The organism is Leptolyngbya sp. ST-U4 (assembly GCF_039962215.1).
GTDB lineage: Bacteria > Cyanobacteriota > Cyanobacteriia > Elainellales > Elainellaceae > Leptolyngbya_A.
Genome location: NZ_JAMPKZ010000022.1, coordinates 25,659 through 50,966, shown reverse-complemented (window position 1 = coordinate 50,966; position 25,308 = coordinate 25,659). Strand labels below are relative to the sequence as shown.

Sequence of the window (25,308 nt, the reverse complement as noted above, 5' to 3'; positions counted from 1 at the left end):
AAGACATTAAGTGAAGCGATCGCTAAAATAAACAACTTTGTGCATAACGCGAACACAAAACACTTAATGAGATAAGAACAGTACAAAAGTAGAAGTTACATTCATCAATGAATAAAGGATTGATTGAATGTGTCGTCGCCTTTGATATTTAGACTTTAGTTCTTTGCCAATTCAAAGCCCTTCACCCGATCGCATGAGGGATATGAAGGGTATGAACCTCTATCTATGTAGCTTTTGCTAATGAACCATTTCGATATCGAACAATGGATGAATCGTCAATAGATAGAAGTTCATATATTGCGTGACCAGAATGTTATAGAAAGATTGCTAAAAGTAAAGCAACTTGGTGAAATTTGCTAGATTTCTAGGCAAGGCAAGTCACCGCTAGGTATGCCAGCTCATGGACGTAGAGAAAGGACTTGAAGTCGCAAATACCGTTGTTTTGGCAAAAACTAGGCGACGGCTGAGTCCGGTTGAAGTTGCGATTTTAAGCGGCTCCTGGCAGGGGCAAACCTACGAAGAGATTGCCAGTAGCACCAATTATGCTGCCAGTTACTTGAAGCGGTATGCGGGACCAAAACTCTGGCAATTACTTTCCGATGTGCTTGGTGAAGCAGTCAGCAAGACCAACTTTCGGGCTTCGTTGGAGCATCTTTACCAGCGAGAAAGTGAAGAGGTTCAAGCAGAAGCCAGCGAGCCGAAAAATAAGGCATCTGAACAACGCAACAGTGAACACAGAGCAGACACCGCTTCTCCCTGTGTTGATTGGGGCGAAGCCGTGGATGTTTTCACCTTCTATGGTCGTCAACCGGAACTAGAGCTTTTACACCAATGGATTAAAGGCAAATTCCCTTTTGGGAAGCAAAGCCCTTCTGGAGTACCGCAGGCTTCACGCTGCCGTTTGATTTGTTTGTTGGGTATGGGAGGCATTGGCAAAACCTCTCTATCGATTAAACTGGCTCAGCAAATTGCTATCAGTCGAACTGAGGAAGGCGATCGATCATCTACAAAACCCGATTCCCTTTTTGAATTTGTGATCTGGCGATCGCTGCGTGATGCTCCACCTCTAGACGATCTACTCGAAGACCTGATTCCGCTGCTCTCTCGCCAACAAGACATTGACCTGCCGAAAGGCACTTCCGCAAAAATCACCCGATTGATTCAATACCTGAAGCAGGATCGCTGCCTGCTGGTGTTAGACAATGTGGAGTCCATTCTTCAGAGTGGACAGGTTGTGGGTAGTTATCGCTCCGGCTATGAAGCGTATGGAGAGTTGTTTCAGCGTGTGGGTGCAACGGAACACCAAAGTTGTTTGCTGTTGACCAGTCGAGAAAAGCCCTCAGAAATCGCAACTCTGGAAGGCGATGCGCTGCCAGTCCGATCGCTGCAACTAACTGGACTAACGACAACAGACAGTAACAGCATCCTAGAAGCCAAAGGGTTAATGGGAAGTGATGCCGATCGCAACCAGCTGATCGAACATTACCGGGGTAATCCTCTGGCGTTGAAGATTGTCGCCACATCTATTCGTGAACTGTTTGATGGCGATATTGCAGAATTTTTAGAACAAGGGACGATCGTTTTTAACGGGCTGCGTCGTTTGCTGGATGAGCAAATTGAACGTCTGTCAGGGTTGGAACAGCAAGTGATGAATTGGTTAGCGATCAATCGAGAAGGAACAACGATTGATCAGCTTCACGCCGATATTATCCCTACGGTGTCTAAGGCGCGATTGTTGGAGGTATTGGAACGATTAGGGCGACGATGCCTGATAGAAACTATTGCACAAACGCGAATTGAACGGAAAAGTGTACAAAACGGTGATGCAAAGCAGAACAGTAAAGCCGAACGCATTCCCTCCAGTTTTACCCAACAGCCAGTGGTGATGGAATATGTCATAGAACACATCATTGAAACTGCTGTTGCCGAACTCAAGGGGACACAGTCCTTCAACCTGCTGAGTCACTATGCTCTCATCAAAGCCAGCGCCAGTGATTATATTCGCGAGAGCCAAATTCGGTTGATTCTGGAACCGATCGCAACTCAGTTATGCAGTGCATTTGGTTCTACCGCTGCCCTCAGCCAACACTTGCAGCAGCAGTTGCGACAATTAAAAAACACTCCTGAAACTTATCCAGGGTATGCAGCAGCCAACCTGCTGAGTTTGCTCAATTACCTCCAAATTGATCTGAACGGATGGGATTTTTCTCATCTACCTATTTGGCAGGCGTATCTTCCGGATACCCCACTGCATCAGGTTAATTTCACCGAGTGTGATTTTACGGGATCTGTGTTTGCTCAAACCCTCAGCAGTTTAGTCAATGTTGCCTTCAGTCCCGATGGTTGTTTGATGCTAAGCTGCGATTCGGACGGTAGAATTCACCTCTGGGATACGGCTTCCGGGCAGCCCAAGCTGAGTTGGCAGGCGCACAACGAATTTGTCTGGGGGTTTTCGTTTAGTCCTGATGGTCAAACGATCGCCAGCGGCAGTCCTCACGACTCTCTGATCAAGCTCTGGGATGTACAGACAGGACAACTCTTGCGCGAACCATTTCAAATCGCCAAGACGAGCTGGGCAGTACGATTCAGTCCCGATGGCAAATGGCTGGCGATCGGTGAAGAAGAGGGATTTTTGGAACTGTGGGATGTCGAGACGGGAATTCGTCTGGCATTTCTGGAAGGACATTCTGACATTGTTCACTCGGTTGCCTTCAGCCCCGATGGTAAAAGGTTAGTGAGTGGAAGTGGTGATTGTGCTGTGCGGCTCTGGGATCTTTCAACTTTCAGCGAAATGCGTCAATTTGAAGGACACCGTCACACTGTGTTGTCAGTCTCCTTTAGCCCAAATGGTCAGTATGTTGCCAGTGCCAGTTGGGATAAAACCGTGAGACTATGGCATTTGGCAACCGGAGAACCCATCTGCTTTGAGGGACATACAGACCTCGTTTGGACAGTGTCCTTTAGTCCGGATGGTTTGCTGCTGGCGACTGCTGGACAAGATCAGACAATTCGCCTGTGGGATCTGCAAACTGAGCAACCGATCCGGACATTGCTGGGACATCGGGCCTGTGTGTCTGCGATCGCCTTTCATCCTGATGGCAAAACCCTGTTAAGTGGTAGCGCCGATAGTATGCAGAAAGTTTGGGACGTTACCACTGGGCAGGCGTTGAAAACCTGGCAGGGACACCTCAGCCGCGTCTGGTCTGTTGCGTTTAGTCCCGACGGGCAACACATTATCAGCGGCAGTGCCACAGATCTACTGGTTAGGCTCTGGAACCCTCTGGAGGATACCTGCCTGAAAACCTTTAACGAGCATACCCACTGGGTGTGGGATGTGACCTTTAGCCGCGATGGCAAAACCTTTGTCAGCGGCAGTTCCGATGGCACAGTTAAGCTCTGGGATGTCCAAACCCAACAGTGCATCAACACGCTGCATTGCCACGCTAATTGCATCTTTGGTACCGCAATCAGCCCAGATGGATCTATCCTGGCGAGTGCCAGTAATGATGCTACGGTTAAACTCTGGGATCTGCATAGCGGAACTCATCTGCACACGCTGGTTGGACATGACTTTCCGGTGTGGCACGTCACCTTTAGCCCCGACGGACGCTGGCTAGCCAGTATCGCTAAGAATGGAATTGTGCGGCTGTGGCAGGTGGAAGCAGGCACCTGTATGCAGGTTTTCGATCAGCACGATTTATTGGGGTTTGAAGTAGAGTTTTGTGCCGATGGGCAAACGCTGCTCGGCATTGGCAGTGACAACAGCATTAAGCAGTGGGACATTGCCACAGGTGAATGTCTGCAAGTCCTGAGAGGGCATACAGCACTGGTGCGATCGCTTGCCCTCCGTCCCCCGACCTCCAATCGCCCGCAAATCCTTGCTAGCGGTAGCGCTGACAATACGATTCGCCTCTGGGATGTTGATTCTGGAAAATGCTTAAACGTCTTAGAAGGTCATACAGGCATCATCTTTTCAGTTGCGTTTGGGTGTGATGCGACCGGACGATTGCTGCTTGCCAGCGGCAGTTTTGATGAAACAATTCGCCTCTGGGATGTGGAATCTGGTGAATGTTTGCGAGTCTTGAAGAGCGATCGACTTTATGAAGGCATGAACATCCGGAGAGCGACAGGCTTAAGTGACGGGCAAAAAGCCGTGTTGAAACAGTTAGGAGCTGTTGAATGGATGTAGACAAGGTGCTTGAAGTTGCAAATAGCCTAGTTTTTGCCAAAACAAGGCGGCGGTTCAGTTCGGTTGAAGCTGCGATTTTAAGTGGCTTCTGGCAAGGGGAAACCTACAAAGAAATTGCTAATGCTGTCAGCCTACGTAAGTGCCAGCGTCGTGACTCAACCGGGTCTCGGTTCAGCGATTGCTCTGCCTTGCCAATAAGTTGACAATTGCTTTTCCTAATTCCTCCGGTTCCACGGGCTTCGCAATGTGCTGCTGAAACCCAGCCTGATGTGCCTGCTGTTCATTGATTTCCCCGGCGTAAGCAGTCAGGGCAACAGCTAAAACATTTCCCCCTTTTTCGGGTGGTTGCATGCGAATTCGCTGTATCAGGGCATAGCCATCGATGTCAGGCATTCCAATGTCGCTAATGAGAACGTCGGGTACGGTGCGATCGAGCGCAGCCAGTACTGCTTGAGCCGAACTCACGACCTCAACTTCCGCACCATAGCCCGTGAGAATGGTGGCTAAGAGCTCTCGCATATCAGCTTCGTCATCCACTGCTAGAATTCGGAGATTTGCCAGAAGCGATCGCTCTGTCCAATCTGAGTCGCCATTTTGCTGCGAGTTGACCGCCTTGCCTGAGTGTGCAAGTAACGGCAATCGAACAGTAAACGTGGTTCCCAAATTTGCGCCTGCACTTTCGACTTCAACTGTGCCGCCATGCAGTTCGGTCAGGTAGCGCACGATCGCCAGCCCCAACCCCAACCCCCCAAATTTACGAGTTGTGGTACTGTCTTCCTGACGGAAGTAGTCAAACACATGGGGCAGAAATGCAGCAGCAATGCCTTTTCCTGTATCTTTTACTTGAATGATCGCTTCATTCTCAAGCCGTTTTAGCGTCGCGTTGACCTGTCCACCAGTGGGGGTAAATTTGACCGCATTCGAAATCAAATTCCAGACAATCTGTTGTAGACGGCTCGAATCTCCACTCACACAGACGGTTATTTCTGGTAATTGCTTTTGAATGGCGATTCCTTTTGCTTCTGCCGCCAATCGAACGGTTTCTAATGCCGAGTCAATCACCATTGCAAGATTAACGGGCTGCATATCAAGCAACAGCTTTCCCCGCAGAATTCGAGAAACATCTAGCAGGTCTTCAATCAGTTGAGTTTGCAGTTTGGCATTTCGTTCGATGGTTTCCAGTGCCCGATCGCGGGCTTCAGGGGCAAACTCACGCGATCGCAAAAGCCTTGTCCAGCCCAAAATGGGGTTGAGGGGCGATCGCAGCTCATGGGACAGGATGGCGAGAAATTCGTCTTTCAGCCGATTTGCCGTTTCCGCTTGTTCTCGTGCTGCTTGTTCGCGGGCTAATAGCTGTTCACGTTCTTGCTCTGCCTGCCTGCGATCGCTGATATCGCTTACCAACGCCACAAATCCCGTGACTTGCTGCTCGTCAAACTGGGGAATATAGCTGGCACTGATGTAGCGGGTTGCGCCGTCTTGATAGGAAATCTCACTTTCAAACGTCACCGCTTGACCCGATAGAGCTTGCTCAACATAAGGACGGATTGCGGTATACGCTGCTTCACCCAGCACGTTCCAAAGGTATTGACCCTGAATTTCAGCGGGCGATTGTCCCAACCAAGACTGATAGCGTTGGCTATTAAAGCGGTAGCGTTGATCCGCATCAACAAACGAAATCAATACCGGAACCGTGTTTGTAATGACGCGCAATTCTTCTTCACGCTGCCGAAGGAACGCTTCTGCCTGAACCCGATCGGTAATATCTGCTGATACTCCTCCTAGAAGCCTTTTACCAGAAGCATCTCGGAGCGGAAACTTAAATGCCATAAAGTGACGAACCTGCTCGCCAAAGGGCACGGTTTCAAGAAACTGGAGTGCCTGGTTTTGCGCGAACACTGCCGCATCATTTGCATGAATCTGCTCGATCGCCTGAGAGGGAAACCAATCTGTATCGCGACGTCCCACCAGTTCCGAGGCAGGATGTTCAAACAGTCGTTCGATCACCGCATTGACATAAACGTACTGTCCTGATTCATCTTTAATGTATGCAGCAACCGGGCTATTGTTCATAAAGCTCTGGAATAACTCCTCGCTTTCGCGCAATGCTGCTTCAGTCCGCTTACGCTCCATAAATTGCCCAATTTGTCTGCCGATCGCTGTCATGAGCTGAAGTAAGTCTTCGTCGGGTTCCTGAGTCCGATCGCTATAGCACTCAATCACTCCAAAAAAATCATCAGCCAGCAAAATTGGGAAGCCAAATCCAGCCTGTAATCCTGCGTCGGAAGCTGCTGCCAGTCTAGGAAAATTACTGTCCCGCGATAAATCAGGAATCCAGGCTGACTGGCGACTTTTCCAGATGCGACCCGGAAGTCCAAGCCCAAACTCAAACGCGGCACGCTGACAGGCTTCGATAAACGGATTCGCCCTGACCGCCAGTTCAGCTCCACTAAACCAGCTATGCATGCAGTGCAAACTAGCGTCAGCGTGATCAAGGCTCCAAATGATGCCCACCTGCCACCCTAATGCCTCGCAGATGGTTTGCAAGAGCGTTGGAACAACACCCGCTACGGTCGTTGCTTCCGCGAGAATTTGAGAAATGCTGTACTGAAGGGCTTTGCGCTGTTCTTCTTGTTTGCGATCGCCAATGTCTCGAAAGAATACTGCGATTCCGTTTGCCGCTGGAAAAACGGCAGCTTCCAACCAACGATTGGCTGCCGCAGAAAAGCCTTCAAAGTGGACTGTAACCCGTTCAGCCATCGCTCGCTGAAACTGCTGAGCAAAGATCGTTTTTTGTTGCACGACATCTGGAAAAACATCCTGCCAGCGTCTGCCTAACAATTCTTCCGGCAATTTTCCCAATAATCGGGCAGCTTCCTGATTGACATAGGTATAGTGCCAGTCCTGATCAAATGTGATAAACGCATCGGTAATACTTTCGAGAATCTCAGAAACTTTTTGATTCGCCTCTTGAAGAGATTCCTCAAACTGTTTGCGCTCTGTGATGTCAAGCGTCACTCCGACCAGACGAATAGGATTTCCACCCTCATCGCAGATCAATCCGCCCCGTGCGATCAGCCAGTGCAGGCTACCATCCGGGTGAAAACAGCGTTCTTCCACTTCGTAATCGGTCCGTTCTTCGATCGATCGCCGAATTGCAGCTTGAACGTGATCGCGATCGTCTGGATGCAGCGCAGCGAATAAGATTTCATGGGTAAATTCAGCGTCGGGCGGTAGCCCAAAGTTGGCTTTGCACTGGTCAGAACAGATGAGCGTATTGGTCATTAAATCATGCTGCCAGGAGCCGAGCTTGGCGGTGCGAAGGGCAATCTTCAAGTGCTGTTCCCGCTCCTGAAGGGCGGCTTCGATGCGTTTTTGCTCAGTAATATCGACCGCAAATCCACCCAGGAGCTTCTCTCCGGATGGATGCTTCATCGGGAACTTGCTCACTAAAAAACTCTTGACGCTGCCATCAGAACCAGGAGCATACTCCACGGTTTGCAGAACTTCTCCTGTCTCAAAAACGTATTGATCATTCTGTAAAAATTGTTGAGCAGTTTCCGGCGGAAAAAGGTCAGCGACGTATTTCCCAACCGCATCCTGGTCGCAAGAAAAAGTTTCTAAGTAAAACGGACTGAGATAGAGCAGTTGCCCGGATTCGCTGGTAATCCAAGCCGAAGCAGGACAGTGGTTCATGAATGCCTGAAACCGCAATTCACTTTCCCGCAGTGCTTCTTCCCTATGTTTGCGTTCTGTAATATCGATCGTTAAAACCGTAATTCCGCTCGGGGATGGATAAACCCGCAGCTCAAACCAGCCCTGCCGCTTGGGGCAACAGTACTCAACCTGAACCGGGGTTTGGTGAGTCATCGCCTGCTGAAGCTGTCCTTGCATCTCAGGAACAGTCCACTGAGGACAAACTTCCCAAATCGTTTTGCCCAGTACCTCCTGCTTGGGCAGGTCGAACCACTCCGCCTGTTTACGATTGAGGTAAGTCAATCGCCACTCGCGATCGAGCGCAGCCATGCCATCCCCGAAGCATTCTAAAAAGTCCTGTTCATTTGTTGACAGACTCGTTGCCCCTGTCGTGCTCATGGCTGTTCTTGCCTCCGGTTTACCAATGCTGCGGGTTCTTTGGAATTGCACAGTGTGCGAATTGCCCTGACAAACTCTTCTGGCTCAATCGGCTTTGTCATGTACTGTTGAAAACCTGCACGAATTGCTTGTTGCTGGTCAATTTCTGCGGCATAAGCGGTGATTGCAATTGCTGGAATCATCTGTGCTGGCAGCATTTGTCTAATTTTCTTCAGCAGGGTATAGCCATCCATGTTTGGCATTCCGATATCGCTGACTAGCACATCGGGTTTGCTGTGGGCAAGGATTGCCAGTGCCTCGATCGCATCACCCGCAGCAGTAGGAATTGCGCCTGCTTCTTCCAGAATCGAAACCGCTAAAGCGCGGGAATCTGGTTCATCATCCACGACTAAAATCTGAACTCCCTGCAAAGGCTGACTGTCCAAAGCAAGGGGAGGTAAATGAGTTTCGGGCTTTGTCTTGCTGCTTGCTCTGCTCCTCAGCGGTAGTCTCACTGTGGAGGTTGTTCCTTGATCCTCTCCGGGGCTATTGATTGAAATGGTCCCGCCGTGTAATTCCACTAAATTTCGCACGATCGCCAGCCCCAGCCCCAAACCATTAAAGTTGCGCGTGGTAGACGAATCAGCTTGCCGGAAATACTCAAAGACGTGCGGTAAAAAGTCAGGACTGATTCCCTTGCCTGTATCCTGCACCTCGATCTGGGCATAACCGATCTGTTCTTCGTCTGTTGTTTGTGATTTGTCTTTTAGGGATAACGAACCGTCAGCAATAAATAATAATTTCACCTCAACTCGCCCCCCTCTGGGAGTAAATTTAATCGCATTAGTGAGCAGATTCCAAACCACTTGCTGAAGCCGAATTGCATCCCCTAAAACTTCTCCGATCGCCAGATCAAACTTTGTATCTAGCTGAATTGACTTTTCCTCTGCTGTCAGTCGAACAGTTTCCAGCGCAGACTGGATCATGGATTCGAGATCAACCGCAGCTATTTTTAAGCTGAGTTTGCCCTGCAAAATTCGTGAGACATCGAGCAGGTCTTCAATGAGTTGGATCTGAAGTTGGGCGTTGCGCTCGATCGTTTCCAGAGCATGAGCCGTTTTAGCCGCATCTAATTTACCGCTCCGCAGCAGCTTCGTCCAACCCATAATGGGATTAAGAGGCGTTCGCAGCTCATGGGACAAAATGGCAAGAAATTCATCCTTGACGCGATTTGCCGCCTCCGCTGTGCTTCTCGCCGTGCGCTCTGCCTCATAGAGATTCGCATTATCAATGGCGATCGCCACCCGATGGGCAATGTCTTCTGCCAGAACCAAATCTGCCTCCTGGTAACGGCGATCGGATTCTGCGGTAATAAAAGAAACTGCGCCTAAAATTTGTCCTCGTGCGATCAGGGGCATGATAATGCAAGACTTTAAACCGAGTTCGCGTAAAATCTGCAAATGTTCAGCATTCTGAGCCGCAGCCGCCAGTGCCGCATCAGGAATTTCAGCCGCCATCTCTAACTTGCCCGTTCGCAGCACCTTTGCCACTCCGTGGGGAACATCCATTTGGGTGGGAAACTGCTGATGAATTTGCCAGCCCAATTTCACTTTTGCTGGGTCACGGTGAGCCACCGCAACGCGCTGAACGGAGTTGTCTTGCAGTAAGTCGATCGCGCACCAATCGGCAAAAAACGGGGTGATCAGGTTCGCGACCTGCGGTAGGGTTTGCTGATAATCCAGAGAAGATGCCAGCACCGTGCTGACTTCTGAAAGAAATGCGGCTTTGCGCTGATCAGCTTCCGCTTCTAGACGCGCCGTTTGCTCTTGAACCTGCTGCCGGAGGAGTTGGGCGCGTTCGGCTTCCTGCTGTTTGCGATCGGTGATGTCATGCATGACGACGACTGCGCCCTGTTTCTTGCCCTGGCGATCGATAATGACCTGTCCACTCGCAAGGAGCGTTCGTGCGGTTCCCCCTTTGGGCGCGATTACCATTTCAGCATTGTGAATCGTTTCACCCTGCACTGCCCGAAACAGCGGAATCTCATTTCTGGGCAGCAGAGTTTTGCCATCGGGTCGATAGAGGTTGTAGCGTACTGCCCACTGGTCCGGCGGTAGGGGTTCTTCGGGCAATCCATGAAATTCTCGCGCTGCCTGATTGAACAGCGTCAAAACTCCCTCAGCATTACAGGCGACAATGCCTGCCTGCACCGTATCCAGCAGCACCCTGAGAACTTCCCGTTCTTTCTCTAGTGCCAGCTGTGCCTGCTGTCGCTCTGTAATTTCTCGCTGAAGCTGTTCGTTGGTCTGAGACAATTCGATCGTTCGCTGTTCGACCAGATGTTCTAAATCTTGCTGGGTTTCCTGTCGGACTGTCTCAATTTGCTGTCGCTCTAGTTCGCTGGTAATTCGGAGCGAAAAGATGGTCAGCAGCGATTCTGCCAGTTGAACATTGGCGATCGGTTTTCCATCCATCACGCTCAGCAAGCCGAGCGGAACTCCTGCTGCATCAAAGAATGGAACTGCAATGTAGCTCTCTATTCCCAGCGGTTCTAGAAGCGGTGCGTCAGGAAACAAGGTCTGAACACTGTGGGAATGGCAGCATAGTTTTCGCTGCTGAAGTACCTCCCAACAAGGGGTTCCTTCTAATAAATATTCAAAATTGTCGATCAGCTGCTCTTTGGCGCAGGCAGCGATCGTGCGAATGGTTTCCTGCTGCTTGCCGCTGACCAGTCCGATGTAGGCATAGTCAAAACCCAACGTTTTCGCCAGATGTTGCACCAGGGCTGAGAAAAAAGCATCCCCCACCACTGCAGAAACCCCCTGAGTCACCTCCAGCAGTGCCGCATCGATTTGAGCCACTTTACGAACTGCCAAATGAAGCTCCAGTTCATCCATCACCGTTGCTGCAAGGTCCAGCAGCATTGTCTCCTGCTTTTCCGTGAGCGGTTCGCGAGGCTTGGTATCAAGCAGACAAAGTGTTCCCAGATTAAAGCCATCATGGGTTATCAAGGGCGCACCCGCATAAAATCGCAAGCCCGGTTCACTCTGAACAAAAGGATTGCAAACAAGGCGATCGTCCTGGCGCGTATCGGGAATGACGAGAATCTGATTTGATAACAGTGCCAAACTGCAAATCGTGTCATCGCGCTGAACTTCCTGGAGCTTAAAGCCATAGGAGGACTTGAACCATCCCCGCGACTCGTCAATCAATGAAACCAGGGCGATCGGTACATCAAACACCTGTGCCGCAAGTGAGGTGATGCGATCAAAAGCAGCTTCGGGCGGCGTGTCTAGAATATTGTAGCGACGCAGTGCTTCCAATCGTTTTGCTTCATCCGGAGGTATCACCGATTGGGGGGTGGGGGTTGCAGGAGTGGTGAAGGGTTCAGTCATGGGAAGGTCAGCAGACAGAAATTGGACTATCAAGAAGAGGCATGGTTGTTTTACTTAGCTCAGGTCGGGCGATGAGGTTTCGGATCGACCAAGGCGATCGCTTCCACCCATGGCTCTGGCTCCCCAAGCTGGGTAATGTGTCGCTGCAAGTCAGCCGCAAAGGCTTGCTGTTGATCGATTTCTCCAGCATAGGCGGTCAACGCGATCGCTGGAACTGTTCCTCCCCGATTTGAAGGATGCAAGTCGATTTAAAGGACGCAAGTTGCTTCGCGAAGCCTCACGGCTACGAACTTGACGCGGCAACCTATCACCATCTAGGTCTGGCATTCCAACCTGACAAATCGCTTTTGGTTGAACCAACTGCAAGAAGAACCTTTCAGTGTTGAGGCGATCGCCTGACTAGTCATCGTTCTATCCTTACTAACATTCCTGCAAGGGCGTGCCTTAAAGCTCGGTCAAACCCTGTTTCTTTTGCCTGAAAGATAACACTTCTAGGGAAATTTAAAGCAGCTCTTGGGCACTCAACAATAGACGCTGCTCAGAAGTTTGCTACGCAAGAGAGTTCTTAAAGTTAAGCAGCAAAATATTTCTCTAAAAGCTGCTGACTCTGTTCCCGCACCTCCTGAATTGCAGATTGGTTGATGTCTTGAAGAACGGCGTAAATTTGTTTAAGGGCAAGCATGGAGGGCTGAACTCGTCCGTTCTCCCAGCGATTAATCGTGCCGTAGGCAACACCTAAAGCGACAGCAAGCTCTTCCTGAGTCCAAGCCGTGAGCTGGCGCAGTTCTCGAATTAACTGGCTAACCTGAGGCTGCTCTAACATTGAAGTTTTCGGCAGCAAAATGGTTTGAATGGGAGCTTTCATAATTAGAGAGCAGATATGGGGAGCATATAACAGATGTTACAGCCGAATTATCTCCCTACCAGGTCGTAGTCAGTCTCTACCCTACGATAGAAGAATTTTAAAATTATCGAGTTTGCATGTTGTAGAAAGAAAGGTGAATTGTCCATCTTGAAATTAGCGAATGACCCCGACTTGACCTCAATTCCCTACGATCGAGGATTGGGATGTTTTTTAGAAATTACACCTGTTTGAGCGGCTGTCGCTTTAGCCAGTAGACTGCTCCCAAAACCAGCAGCATCATGGGAACGCCACCCCAATTCACTGCACCCCAGCCCTGATGCTCAAATACACTGCCTGCCAGGAGCGTAACCGTTGCGACAAAGGCAAACATAAGAAAGTCGTGGGCTGCCTGGGTTTTTGCCTTTTCTTCAGGCTGATATGCCTGGGTCAGGAGTGTAGTTGAGCCGATGTACAGGAAATTCCAGCCGATGCCGAGGAGCGTGAGGGCGATCGAAAAACTCAGCAAATCGTTCTGGATTAAATTAATGGCAATGCAAAGCAGGCTCAAGACTGCTCCGGTCGCCATCATTTGCAGCACTCCAAATCGGGCAATCAGTGAGCCTGTGAAAAACGACGGCGCAAACATTCCCAGAACGTGCCACTGCATCACATTTGCCGCATCGTGAAACGGATGATTTGCTGCCACCATTGCCAGGGGAGTTGCGGTCATCACAAACGCCATCACGCCGTAGCCCAACATACTGCCCACTGCCGCCACCATAAACACAGGCTGACGCATAATTTTCCCGATCGGTCGTCCCTTTTGCTGTTCAAATCGTTCGGGGCGGGGCAGCTTGACCCCCGTGAGCAGCATAAAAGCTGCAATTTGTAGAAGAATAAGGATTCCAACGGAGCCAGCAAAGGTTGCATTGGGAAGCCAATCTTTTGCCCAGTTTGCAAGCTGAGGTCCAGCCACAGCCGCGATGACGCCTCCCGCAATCACGTAGGAAATCGCCTGCGATCGGTTGGCTTCACTTGTCGCTTCGGCAGCCGCAAATCGGTAAAACCCAACAAAGCTGTTGAAGCTGCCAAACACGATCGTCGCAATGCAGTACAAGAAAAACTGACGAGAAACGATCGCATATAGCCCCAAACCTGCGCCCGCCAACCCCAGCAGCACCCCCAACATAAATCCCTTTTGCCGACCAATTCGCTGCATTAAAAGAGAAGCCGGGATCGTGCCGATCATGGTGGCAATTTGAAGGAGAGCCAGTGGCAATGTGACAAGGGATTTGTCTGAGGCGATCGATTGTCCGATCAGGGCGGAAGTGATAAAGAGAATCGTACTGCCTGTCATTGCTAGGGTCTGACAAAGAGCAAGTAGAAGAACAGTGCGATTGGCTGGGTTAAACATGATGGAAGGCGTGGAGGGTAACGAGACTGGGAAGCGATAGGATAGTAGAGTCGATCGGGAAAGCAGGCTACGATCGGCATTTTGACGAAAATGAAACCGCTATTCTAAGATCGTTCAGCGATTACATCAATCAAATTTATACACAGAATGAGTGCAAGTTGTTCATGTTCACCAGGGTGAATCGCTCATTATGAAGCGCGAGGTGAACATGGCAATTTGGGTTGCCAGCCTGAGTGAAACCTGGGTTGGCATTGAAAAAACGCCCAGCGTAATGGGGGTGATGCCTGTATTCGTCAAACTCGCATTCTGGTTTGGCTACTGGTCAGCCTACGAACCGGGAGCGATCGAAGCCGACCTGCTCAAGAACTCTGGCAACTAGAATCATGCCGTTTTCCAGAATCGGCTGTCTTAGTCACACTGGAATCTGACGTTACCCCGACTACGACCAATTGATGAAAACCGGCCTCTAACCGATTGGGGATCGACGATCGACAGAAATCTAATTACAATAATCAGTATTGGACTGGTACAGCTAAACTCTCTTCTTTAAGTAAAAGCCAACATCAGGGAGAGCTGACATCAGGAAGAGTCAACAAAGGAAGAGTCAACAAAGGAAGAGTTGGCATTAAGAGCTAAGGTTGCCTCTTGCATCGTTCAACTTGTTCGGCTCAATGCGAACAAAATAATTCAAACAAAACTGTTTAGGGTACCACTACAAGATCGCTACAAACCTTTATAAACCTTATTGGTTGCCTTTCGAGAAAAATTCTTTAGAGCTTGATCGGTTCTATCTTTTTTTCATTCATTTCTCAATCATTCCATTCATTTTTCAATCATTCACTGTATTCGCCTACTTTTGTCAATGGCAGATCATTTTGCTGCCGCAATTGTATTTAAGCAAGGCAGTTGAATCCAATGTTAAATCTCTCTAAGCCTCAAGAATTTATTAAGCCAGAAGCAAACTGTCTGGCAAGCTATGTGCTGGAAATGTTAACGGCGATTGATGTCGAGCAGCTCCAGCCTTCTTTCGCTCATTTACCTGCCGATCCTTACCTGGAGGGCGGGTATCGGTTCCGGCGACTTTCGCACTTCAAGATCGATGGCGATCGCTTAATTCAGCAGCCCCATCGTCGTCTATTTCAGAGTCGGCAGTATAACCCACTCCTGGGGGACGTGGTTCGAGAGTATGCCGAGCTAGAGGATGAACTGATTCAGCAGGAAGTCTTTCAGCGATTAGTTTGGGAATTTTACCAGTTCTGCCAGCTTTGCTCGCCCTACAAAGAGATTGGCGTGCATCAGATTCGGACGGTCGCATCGGCTCAAAAGATGGGCAATCCTGCGCCTGAAGGCATTCATCGGGATGGGGTGGATCTGGTTGGCATTTTCTCGGTCGATCGCCACAATATTCGCGGTGGTGAAACTCATCTTTACCAGAACAAGCAAGACAAACAGCCCGTATTTAGTAAAGTGCTGCATCCGGGAGAATTTTTGGTGTTTAAGGACGATCAATATTTTCACTACACCTCCCCAGTGAAGGCGATCGGCTATGGACAAGGGACAAGAGATGTTTTTGTATTGACCTGCCCAGGGCTATTTCCACCGGATGAAGTATCAGAGGAAAGCAGGCTATGACAGTGCTTGATCTCAGTTGGATTCGCGCTCAGTTTCCCGCTTTGCGGCAACAGATCAACGGACACCCCGTTCTGTTTCTGGATGGACCTGGGGGCACTCAAGTTCCTCAGCGAGTCATTGATGCGATCACTAACTATCTCCTGACCGCGAATGCCAATCAGCATGGGGCATTTGCTACAAGTGTTTACACCGATGCTTTGGTGAACCAGGCGAGAGCTGCCGTGGCTGATTTCTTGGGTTGCGATGCGGGTGAAGTCGTGTTTGGAGCCAACATGACGACCCTTACCTTTGCCATCAGCCGTGCCATTGGGCGGTTGTTGCAAGCAGGGGATGAAATCGTGGTCACGCAACTTGATCATGATGCCAATGTCTCCCCCTGGCTGGCACTAAAAGAACGAGGCGTGATCGTTCGCACGGCAAATATTCATCTAGAAGACTGCACGCTGGATTTAGTCGATTTAGAACGGCAGATTACACCTCGAACCAAACTGGTGGCGATCGGCTATGCCTCGAATGCGGTAGGCACGATTAACAATGTGGCTCAGATTATCAAGCTGGCTCATGCTGTCGGTGCTGCGACCTTTGTGGATGCCGTTCACTATGCGCCCCACGGTTTAATCAATGTGCGATCGCTAGACTGCGATTTTCTGGTTTGCTCTGCCTACAAATTCTTCGGCCCCCATGTGGGAATCCTCTACGGCAAACGAGAACACTTGGCTCGGCTATATCCTTATAAAGTCTTGCCTGCGCCCAATGAAGTGCCCTGTCGCTGGGAAACGGGGACGCTGAACTTTGAGGGATTGGCTGGTGTCGTTGCTTGTATTGATTATTTAGCTGAACTGGGTCGCCGCATCATCTCCACTGCAACCGATCGCCGCCAGGCTTTGATGACCGCAATGGTTGCCATTCAAGAATATGAGCGATCGCTCTCCGACTCTCTGATTCCTCACCTGTTAGAGATTCCGGGTCTCACGCTTTATGGCATCCAGAACCCAGCCCATTTTGTCTGGCGAACTCCCACCATTGCCTTTCGCTTGGCAGGATATTCCCCGGCTGAACTGGCAGGAGCTTTGGGCGACCGAGGTATTTTCGCCTGGCACGGTCATTTCTATGCGTTGAATTTGATTCAGCACCTTGGACTGGAGGCAAGAGGAGGACTGCTGCGAATTGGCTGTACCCACTACAACACGCCAGAAGAAATTTATCGTCTGTTGCATACCCTGCACGAGTTGGCAGTGCATCCGGTTGCGGCATGAGGTTGGATCGATAAACAGGATTTGGCGTTGCTGAGTCAGGCGATGAATATGCCCCCCAACCCCAGGGGGGACTTTTGATCCCGTGTTCGATTCAGCAACGCCCTAAATTTTAAGCAAAGCATTTGCTCGCTACAGCAGTTGATATTCTGCTAGCGTGAAGGTATCGACTTGAATTGCAGCCTGACGAGCCGTTTCGGCAACACGAATGAACTGGGCATCGATCGCGGAAATGATTTCAGCCTCGGCTGCCGCATTCAATGCTGGATCGGAGAAAGGCGATTCGGAAGAATGAGCAGTAAACTGACCCTTGCGAATGGCAGTTTTCAGAGTTTTGGTCGCACTTTCTGCCTGGGTACAGAGTACAAAGGCTTGTTCCAAACGTCCCAATGCTTCGTCCGGGTGAGTGGGAAGGTAAATTCCGGCAGTCAGGCGATCGCGTTCCAAACCCGGTTTCTGGATTTGCTGAGCAATTTGGCTTCCCAAACGATCGAGAGGAGGCTGCCCCACGGGATTGAGCCGACAGCTCATTAGAACGATGGCGCGAACCATTGCGAGGATAGGCAGGTTGCTCCAGATCCCCTCGATCGCTTGCTGGATTTGCATCAGGCTGTATTGCAGAGACCAATCGACCAGGGGTAGGTCTTCGGGCTGTTGTCCTTCCGCCTCGAAACGCCGTAGGGTCGCAACGCTGAGGTATAGCCATGAGGCGATGTCAGCAAAGCGTGCAGTGATTTTTTCGTGACGTTTCAAACTGCCCCCAAAGCAGAGCAGCGCAAGGTCAGTGAGCAGGGCGAATTGGGCAGAAATCCAGGTGAGTTTGCGGTAGTAGCGAGCGGTGGGTCCGGGAATTGGAGAGCGGGCGATCGTCCCTCGCGAAAGACTTAAAAGCAATGTTCTAAAGATATTTCTGCAAACAAAACCGAGATGTTGCCACAGCAGGCGATCGAATGCTACGGGGTCATTTTCTTGAACGGCTTTGACTTCGGCATAGAGATAAGGATGGCAACGAATTACCCCCTGACCAAAGATCATTAGGGTGCGAGTGAGGATATTAGAGCCTTCAACGGTAATGGGAATCGGCATGGCACTGTAAACGTTCGCCAGCAGATTTCTCGGTCCCCGGCAAATTCCCGCACCACCCAGGATATCCATGCCATCGTTGACCAGTTTGCGAGCAAGTTCGGTGAACTGATATTTGGCGATCGCGGACGCCACCGACGGCTTTTCGCCCTGATCCACCGCAGCACAGGTATAAACGCGGGCAGCTTCCAGCAGATAGGTGATGCCTGCAATGCGAGCGAGCGGCTCCTCGATACCCTCAAATCGTCCGATCGACAAGCCAAACTGTTGCCTCACCGTCGCATGGGCACTGGTGACACGGGTGACGAATTTAGCGATGCCTGTGCAGCTCGCAGGAAAACTGATGCCCCGTCCTGCCGCCAGCGATTGCATCAGCATCTTCCAACCTTGCCCTGCCTGCTCGACACCACCAATAATTTGATCTACAGAAATAACAACGTCCTGTCCTTCGATCGGAGAGTTGTAGAAGGGAACGCCCATTGGGTCGTGGCGTTTACCGAGAATCACACCAGACGTGTTGGCGGGAACCAGGGCGCAGGTAATTCCAATATCAGGGCCTTTGCCTAGAAGGTTGTCGGGATCATGGAGTTTAAAGGCGAGTCCAATCAGAGTGGCGATCGCCCCCAACGTGATGTACCGTTTGCGGAAATTCAACCGCACGTAACACTTGCCATCCTCTCCCCGAAACACCGTGCCTTGAGAAGTAATGCTGGCAGCGTCAGAACCGGCGGTCGGTTCGGTCAGGGCAAAGCAGGGAATTTCTTCTCCCCGTGCCAGTCGCGGCAGGTAGTATTCCTTCTGGGCGGCAGTGCCGTAGTTGAGCAGCAGTTTAGCGGGTCCCAGCGAATTGGTCACACCCACGGTCGCGGTATAGATAAAAGAGCGAGAGGCGAGCTTCACCATAATCGTGCTGTAGTCGAGATTAGAGAAGCCCAATCCACCGTACTTTTGAGGAATGAGCATCCCCAAAAAGCCTTCCTGTTTGAGATAACGCCAGACCTCCGGCGGCAAGTCTTTGCGGCGATGAATCTCCCAATCGGTTGCCATGCGACAAACATTCTCTACAGGACCATCGAGAAACGCCTGAAGTGTGGGGCTTGCCTCTGGATAAGGCTGGTGCTGGATGCGCTGGAAGTTTGGTTGCCCAGAGAAAAACTCGCCCTCAATCCAAACAGTGCCCGCATCAATGGCAGCCCGCTCGGTTTCGGAGATTTGGGGCAGAAGTTGGAGCGATCGCACTCCCCGCAAAATCGGTGTGCTAATCAAAGCCCGTCGTAACAGAGGAACATTGAGAATGACTGCAACAATAGCCCAAACTCCCCATAGCCAGATCGGCGAAGCGAATGCAAAAAGAACAAGACTGAGGTAGATCGACCACAACCAGAGTGAAACACCCCAATATCCCAAAATGAACAGTAAAAAAACAGAAATGATGATTGTGAATGGCAATGAAATCATAGTTGTTTTCCCCAGATAAGGGCTATACCGATTCCCTGAAGTGAGATTACAGATCCGGTGGGGGCGGCTCGCGAATTGCCCTTATCTCTAAGCCGCCCTTGTCAATCTTCTGTAACCCTATGTTGAGGATTTGGTATTACTGTCACGACAGGGCATCTGCGCTGAAACGTTCAGACTTGGTGAAATCGCACCAATGGTCTGCTGTCACGCCATCAAATTCTCGAAAACGCCCGCAGCACCCATGCCGCCTCCAACGCACATTGTCACTAACCCGTAGCGCACCCCCCGGCGTTTCATTTCGTGCAGCAGGGTAGCAGTGAGTTTGGCTCCGGTGCAGCCCAGGGGATGTCCGAGGGCGATCGCCCCACCATTCACGTTGGTAATGTCTTCGTTCAAGCCTAGTTTGCGAATGACGGCGAGAGATTGAGCGGCAAACGCTTCGTTCAATTCAATCAAGCCGATGTCATTTAGCGTGAGTCCCACCTGTTCCAGGACTTTAGGAATGGCGACAACAGGACCAATGCCCATCATTTCGGGAGGAACACCCGCGACGGCAAATCCGAGCAAGCGTCCCAGCGGTTTTAAACCCAACGCTTCGACCTTGCGCTGACTGAGCAGGAGTGTGGCGGCTGCCCCGTCAGACATTTGCGATGCGTTACCTGCTGTCACACTGCCCCCGACCTTAAAGGCTGTCGGCAGTTGAGACAGGGCTTCCAGACTCGTATCGCGGCGCGGTCCCTCATCCTGAGATAAAACCATTTCGCTGGACTGCACCTGTCCCTCGTGATACTGGGTGGTTTGAACCGTGATCGGGACCAGTTCCTCGTCGAACCTGCCCGACTGGTTGGCGGCAATTGCCCGCTGATGCGATCGCAGCGCAAAGGCATCCTGGTCGGCACGAGAAACACCGTACTGTTGCGCTACATTTTCAGCGGTCAAACCCATCGTGGTGTAAACCTGAGGAGTGTTGTCAATCAGATCCGGATTGGGAGCAATCAGGTGTCCCCCCATTGGAATCAGGCTCATCGATTCAGCCCCTCCCGCCACGATCGCATCTGCCTGTCCCATCGCAATCGACTGGGATGCTAAGGCGATCGACTGTAGCCCAGAGGCACAGAAGCGGTTGACCGTGACGCCAGCCGCAGAATCGGGGAGTCCTGCGCGTTGAGCAACAATTCGTCCCAGGTTGAAGCCCTGCTCTGCTTCGGGAAAGGCACAGCCAAAAACCACGTCTTCGATATCCTTCGGCTCCACCCCTTCGACTGCATTCAGAGCACCTTCAACGGCGATCGCCCCCAGGTCATCTGGCCGCATATTTCGCAGCGTACCGCGAGGCGCTTTACCAACCGCAGTTCGTACACTACTGACGATATAAGCTGTTTCCATCATCTTCGCGTCCTCTTTGGAATCATCAAGGATTGGTTGAACGATTAATTTCTTAATGGCTTTTTCGTTTTAAGAATGTGAGCAATCCGTTCTTGAGTTTTGGGTTGCGCGAGGAGGGGCAAGAATGTTTCTCGCTCTAGCCGCAACAAATATTCTTCGGATACCTGCGTTGGAGCCGAGAGCATTCCTCCCGTCATCACATAGGCCAATCGTTCTGCCAGGTAGCGATCGTATTCGCTGGCGTACCCTGCTTGTTCAAACACGTAGGCGGCATGATCTAGCATTGCCTGTCCTGAGCGTCCTGCAACCAGGATGGCAGGCTGTCGGGGGGGAGGAAGATAACCGATGCGATCGAGGTGCAGGACTTCTGCTTTGGCAATGGCAAGGCGGCGATCGCCATTCATCACAATTCGAGCCGTGGGCGGCAAAAATCCTAGCTCTTTTGCTTCCTCCGCACTATTAGAAACTTTGGCAGTGGCGATCGTCTCGAAGGCGTTGTGAAGGAAAGGTTGAACATGTCCCGGTGTAGCGGTAGCTGCTCGTTCGCCTGCCCGTGCCACCATTCGCATAATGCCACCCGCACCGGGAATCAGTCCTACACTCAGCTCAACCAGACCGATATACGTCTCTGCGGCAGCAACCACCTGAGGACAAGCCATTACGAGTTCGCAGCCGCCCCCCAACACTCGCCCTTGAATTGCAGCAACGATCGGTTTAGGCGCGTAGTGGAGACGCTGAAGGGTAGACTGAAATTGTTCAATCAGTTGAGCGATCGCTGCTGGATTTGACTGCGCGAGCATTCCTATCTCGGCTAAATTTGCGCCTCCTGAGAAATTATCGCTCTCATTGCCGATCACGACTCCTTTAACGTTGTCATCACTTTCTAAAATTCGTAGCGTTTCGGTTAATCCCTCTATCACTTTAAAGCTCAGCGTATTGCCCTTCGATCGAAACTCGTACAGCAAAACGCCATCATCCAGATCGATTAATCCCGCTTCCGCGTTCTGCCAGACAACCCGTTTGGGGTCGCTTCGCAGCATGGATAGATTGATCTCATCGACGGGCGAAGGGATTGGGACATATTGACCTCTGGGCTGATTACTGGGCTGATACACCTGCCACTGTTGTGACGGCGAGATCTGGGGAACCGGGGCGGAAACTTGAGCATCGGATAACGGTGCTTTTTCGAGCTGATAAAAGCGATCGTTCCCTGCCTCCGCCATTTGGAGAACCCAATCTGGAATTGACTGGTGTGCTGTCTGCAGAGCGGTGAGTATCCGCTGGAAACCCAGCGCATCCCAGATTTCAAACACGCCCAGTTCCCAACCAAAGCCCCAGCGCATCGCCCGATCGGTTTCCAGGGGACTATCGGCAATTTCTGGAATGCGACGGGCACTGTACGTCAGGATGTTCAGGATGGTTTGGCGGAAGAAGTCTCCCGCACGGCTAGAATCGTCATACAGTGCCCGCAGGCGATCGTGCAGGTCAGGAATTTTGGCAATCGCTTTCAGGTTGTCCCCCAGGTTCATCGGTTGTGCAGGCTCATACGCCAGCGTCACCGGGTTGACGGAGAGAATTTGAGATTGCTGTTTCTTGTAAAATCCCTGTCCTGATTTCGCACCCAGCGTCCCCGTAGAAACCAGTTTTCGCAGAATCTCGGGAACCTGAAAGATTTCGCGGCTCTCGTCGTCTGGTAGGGCGGGGTAGAGGTGTTCCAGAACCGCAAGCAGGGTGTCGAGTCCCACCAGGTCGGCGGTGCGGAAGGTGGCAGATTTGGGTCTGCCCATCAGCGCTCCAGTGAGCGTGTCAATTTCCTCAATGGTATATCCTTGCTGAGTCCAGGCTTGTAGACCTAGCATCGTGACATATACACCAATTCGATTGGCGATGAAATTAGGTGTATCTTTGGCGTGGACGATCGCTTTGCCCAGATGCATCTCAGCAAACCACTGGACGCACTCCACAACAGCCGGATCGGTGTCAGCGGTGGGAATCAGTTCCAGTAATTTGAGGTAGCGGGGAGGATTAAAGAAATGAGTGCCGAGAAAGCGTTTACGGAAGGAGAGAGAGCGATGTTGGGCTATCGACCCAATCCTTAATCCGCTCGTATTACTGGAGACGACCGCATCCGGGCGAATCACCTCCTCCAGACGTTCCATCAATTGTTGCTTAATCTGGAGATCTTCGATCACTGCCTCAATCACCCAATCGACTCCGCTCAAACGATGAAAGTGTTCCTCATAGTTCCCCAGCGTGATTCTGTGAATTATCTTTCCGGTGAAGCAGATTGGGGGTGAAAGCTTGAGTGCTTTCTTAAACAGAGCTTCAACCCGATCGTTTTTGTTTGCCTCCGATCCCGGCAGATCCAGAAGATGGACGGTTAGCCCTGCATTTGCAAGGTGGGCTGCGATCTGGCTGCCCATGACTCCCGCGCCCAAAACAGCGACCGTTTGAAAAGGTTGGAACATGAGTCAAATGCCTCCTGTGCAATGAGTTGAAGGTGAAGTGTCTAGCGAGTAATGTGGAGTGACTGAGCGTAAGTGGGACAAACCACAGCAGGAGGAATCGGACAGGTGATTTCTAAAATCACTTCTGACATCTCCCGATCGGTCACTGCTAGCTGACTTGGTGAATCTTTTGGGCTTCTTTCCTGATATAAATCGTTGATGTCTGAAGTAAGGGCGATCGCCACTTCATTTCGATTCAAGTTTCCGTTCAACCAATCTTTTCCGGAGTGGGAGTGCGGCGAGATTAACCGAAACCGCTTGACGATCGCCCAGTAAGGCAAATGGCAATTTGCAGCGTTAACCACAGACTGATAAAGTGCCAATGTACAAGGATGCTGCAAGAGCCTCTCATCATCCAGGCTGAGCGATTGCAGGCGGTTGCTTTGCAGTTCCCCGAAGGGGTAATCGCCCAACGCGCTCCAATCCGGCAGAATCAGGGCAGCACAATACTTCCGATCAGCACCAACAATTAAGGCTCGCGCAACAAAGGGCGATCGCATCAACCGGGCTTCGATGGGCTGAGGGGCAATGTATTTGCCTATCGAGAGCTTGAACAGTGGTTTTTTAATACCTGTGATTTGCAGTAGCCCATCGGAGGTAAAGTGACCCAAATCGCCTGTGTGCAGCCAGCCCTGAGCATCAATCAGCTCCAGGGTTGCCGCTGGATTTTTGTAATACCCCGGCGTGATAAAATCTCCCCGCACCAGAATTTCGGAATCAGGGGCGATTGCCACTTCCGTTCCAGGGATGGGTACGCCAACGGTTCCCGCTTGATTGTGCTCCGCGCGATTGAAGCAAACAACACCTGCCTGCGTCAGCCCATAGCCCTGTAAAACCGTCACCCCTGCCGTCGCAAATCCACGAACCAACTCTGCTTTCAGGGCAGCCCCGCCACAGAGGATATACTTGATTCGTCCGCCAAACAGCGATCGCCACTGCGACAGCACCAATCGATCTGCGAGCCGCAGCAAAACCGCATGATGTCTGCTCAACGGTCGACCTGAAGCGTTGGATCGCATCAGCTTGAGAGTCCAGGTAAAAACGCGCTGCTTCCACTTCGATTCAACCTGTTGCCCCCACTCCAGAAACTTATTAAAGATTTTTTCTAGAAAAATGGGAACGGTTGCGAGAATCGTTGGCTGAACTTGTTTGAGATGTTTGAGGATCTGATTGGGAGTGGAAAAGTAAATGCTGTGTCCATAGTACAGATGCCCGTAGAGCAAACAGCGAGCAAATACGTGCGTTAACGGTAGAAATGAAAGAACGGTTTCCTCTGCCCCCCACTGTAAACCCGATAAACTGGCAAATGCAGCCAAAGCACTGCCTACTAAATTGCGATGAGTCAGCATTACCCCTAACAGTTCGCCGTTGGCTGCGGGAATATAAATGATGGTCGCTAAATTCTGAGGAGACAGGATAGGTCGCTCTAACCCCGTTGCTGCCTGTTTTTGTCCCCGATTTTGCAATTCCGTCAGCGAAAGAATGTGACAGAAATGGGGCAGAGCGGTTCCTTCGGAGTTGCGCTTCGCGCTAATCGCCCTCCACTTCTCAGGCTCAGTCCCAAATTCAGCCTCAGAATCAGCCCCGGATTCAGGAATAGATTCAGGAACAGACTCAACGACAACATGCTGGAGCACAGGCAACTGATCCAGGTAGGGCACAAGTTGTTCGAGCCAATCCCACTGAGCGACCCACAGTAGCCTGGCTTCGCTGTGTTGCAGGATGAAAATAATGTTTTCGATCGTCTGTGTTAGATCGATCGGTACATTAACTAAACTTGCCATCAAACTCCCCATGTCTGCGATCGCAAACCGAGTATCATTTTGAGTCAGCAGGGCAATTCGATCGCCCGGCTGCAAACCCAGGCTTAACAGTCCTTGCGCCACAGTCTGACACTGCTCCCGAAACGCATAGTTTGAAAGCGATTGCCAGCCTGTAGGACTTGGTTGGTTCAGTGCGGTGGAGTTGAGAGTGCGATCGCAGGCTAGATCAAGCAGAGCAGGTAGCGTTGTGTCTGGGATGGTGGGAACAAATGCAGTCGGCAAGCGAGGGGATTTTGTCCATAGCATGGTT

13 protein-coding genes are annotated in these 25,308 nt (G+C 50.9%); 4 read left to right on the top strand and 9 right to left on the bottom strand.

Annotated features, from left to right (window positions below; genetic code table 11):
- Positions 1 to 400: 400 nt before the first annotated feature.
- On the top strand, positions 401 to 4,189 hold the full coding sequence (locus tag NDA02_RS21950; protein WP_190794639.1) for an NB-ARC domain-containing protein: 3,789 nt from the start codon (positions 401 to 403) through the stop codon (positions 4,187 to 4,189).
- Between the two features lie 171 nt (positions 4,190 to 4,360).
- On the opposite strand, the gene NDA02_RS21945 is transcribed toward NDA02_RS21950, so the two are convergent.
- The 5 genes from NDA02_RS21945 to NDA02_RS21925 form a co-directional block, all read right to left on the bottom strand.
- A complete protein-coding gene (locus NDA02_RS21945) occupies positions 4,361 to 8,335 on the bottom strand; it encodes a PAS domain-containing protein (protein WP_190794640.1) in 3,975 nt (1,324 codons plus the stop codon).
- Positions 8,281 to 11,658, bottom strand: a complete 3,378-nt coding sequence (locus tag NDA02_RS21940; RefSeq protein ID WP_190794641.1) for a GAF domain-containing protein — start codon at positions 11,656 to 11,658, stop codon at positions 8,281 to 8,283. Before NDA02_RS21940 ends, NDA02_RS21945 begins: the two co-directional genes overlap by 55 nt.
- A gap of 59 nt (positions 11,659 to 11,717) precedes the next feature.
- Positions 11,718 to 11,900 (bottom strand): hypothetical protein, encoded by a 183-nt coding sequence (locus NDA02_RS21935; protein WP_190794642.1) that lies wholly within the window; start codon positions 11,898 to 11,900, stop codon positions 11,718 to 11,720.
- Positions 11,901 to 12,229: 329 nt separating this feature from the next.
- Entirely contained in the window at positions 12,230 to 12,523 is a 294-nt protein-coding gene (locus tag NDA02_RS21930; RefSeq protein ID WP_190794643.1) for a helix-turn-helix transcriptional regulator, read from the bottom strand.
- A 217-nt stretch (positions 12,524 to 12,740) separates the two neighbouring features.
- Positions 12,741 to 13,916 (bottom strand): MFS transporter, encoded by a 1,176-nt coding sequence (locus NDA02_RS21925; protein WP_348255889.1) that lies wholly within the window; start codon positions 13,914 to 13,916, stop codon positions 12,741 to 12,743.
- Between the two features lie 151 nt (positions 13,917 to 14,067).
- On the opposite strand from NDA02_RS21925, the gene NDA02_RS21920 reads away from it, so the two are divergent.
- The 3 genes from NDA02_RS21920 (at position 14,068) to NDA02_RS21910 (ending at position 16,804) form a co-directional block, all read left to right on the top strand.
- On the top strand, positions 14,068 to 14,295 hold the full coding sequence (locus tag NDA02_RS21920; protein ID WP_199296594.1) for a hypothetical protein: 228 nt from the start codon (positions 14,068 to 14,070) through the stop codon (positions 14,293 to 14,295).
- 536 nt (positions 14,296 to 14,831) lie between these two features.
- On the top strand, positions 14,832 to 15,548 hold the full coding sequence (locus tag NDA02_RS21915) for a 2OG-Fe dioxygenase family protein (protein ID WP_348255887.1): 717 nt from the start codon (positions 14,832 to 14,834) through the stop codon (positions 15,546 to 15,548).
- Positions 15,545 to 16,804, top strand: coding sequence for a cysteine desulfurase-like protein (locus NDA02_RS21910; RefSeq protein WP_190793208.1), 1,260 nt, complete (start codon positions 15,545 to 15,547; stop codon positions 16,802 to 16,804). The genes NDA02_RS21915 and NDA02_RS21910 overlap by 4 nt, the downstream gene beginning before the upstream one ends.
- Positions 16,805 to 16,933: 129 nt before the next feature.
- On the opposite strand, the gene NDA02_RS21905 is transcribed toward NDA02_RS21910, so the two are convergent.
- The 4 genes from NDA02_RS21905 to NDA02_RS21890 all read right to left on the bottom strand — a co-directional run bounded on the left by NDA02_RS21905 (position 16,934) and on the right by NDA02_RS21890 (position 25,304).
- A complete protein-coding gene (locus NDA02_RS21905) occupies positions 16,934 to 19,342 on the bottom strand; it encodes an acyl-CoA dehydrogenase (protein ID WP_348255885.1) in 2,409 nt (802 codons plus the stop codon).
- Positions 19,343 to 19,546: 204 nt separating this feature from the next.
- Positions 19,547 to 20,728, bottom strand: coding sequence for an acetyl-CoA C-acyltransferase (locus tag NDA02_RS21900; RefSeq protein ID WP_190793211.1), 1,182 nt, complete (start codon positions 20,726 to 20,728; stop codon positions 19,547 to 19,549).
- Between the two features lie 44 nt (positions 20,729 to 20,772).
- Positions 20,773 to 23,196 (bottom strand): 3-hydroxyacyl-CoA dehydrogenase/enoyl-CoA hydratase family protein, encoded by a 2,424-nt coding sequence (locus NDA02_RS21895; RefSeq protein WP_190793206.1) that lies wholly within the window; start codon positions 23,194 to 23,196, stop codon positions 20,773 to 20,775.
- A gap of 41 nt (positions 23,197 to 23,237) precedes the next feature.
- Positions 23,238 to 25,304: an AMP-binding protein gene (locus NDA02_RS21890; RefSeq protein ID WP_190793205.1), complete on the bottom strand. Its 2,067-nt coding sequence runs from the start codon at positions 25,302 to 25,304 to the stop codon at positions 23,238 to 23,240.
- Positions 25,305 to 25,308 lie beyond the last annotated feature (4 nt).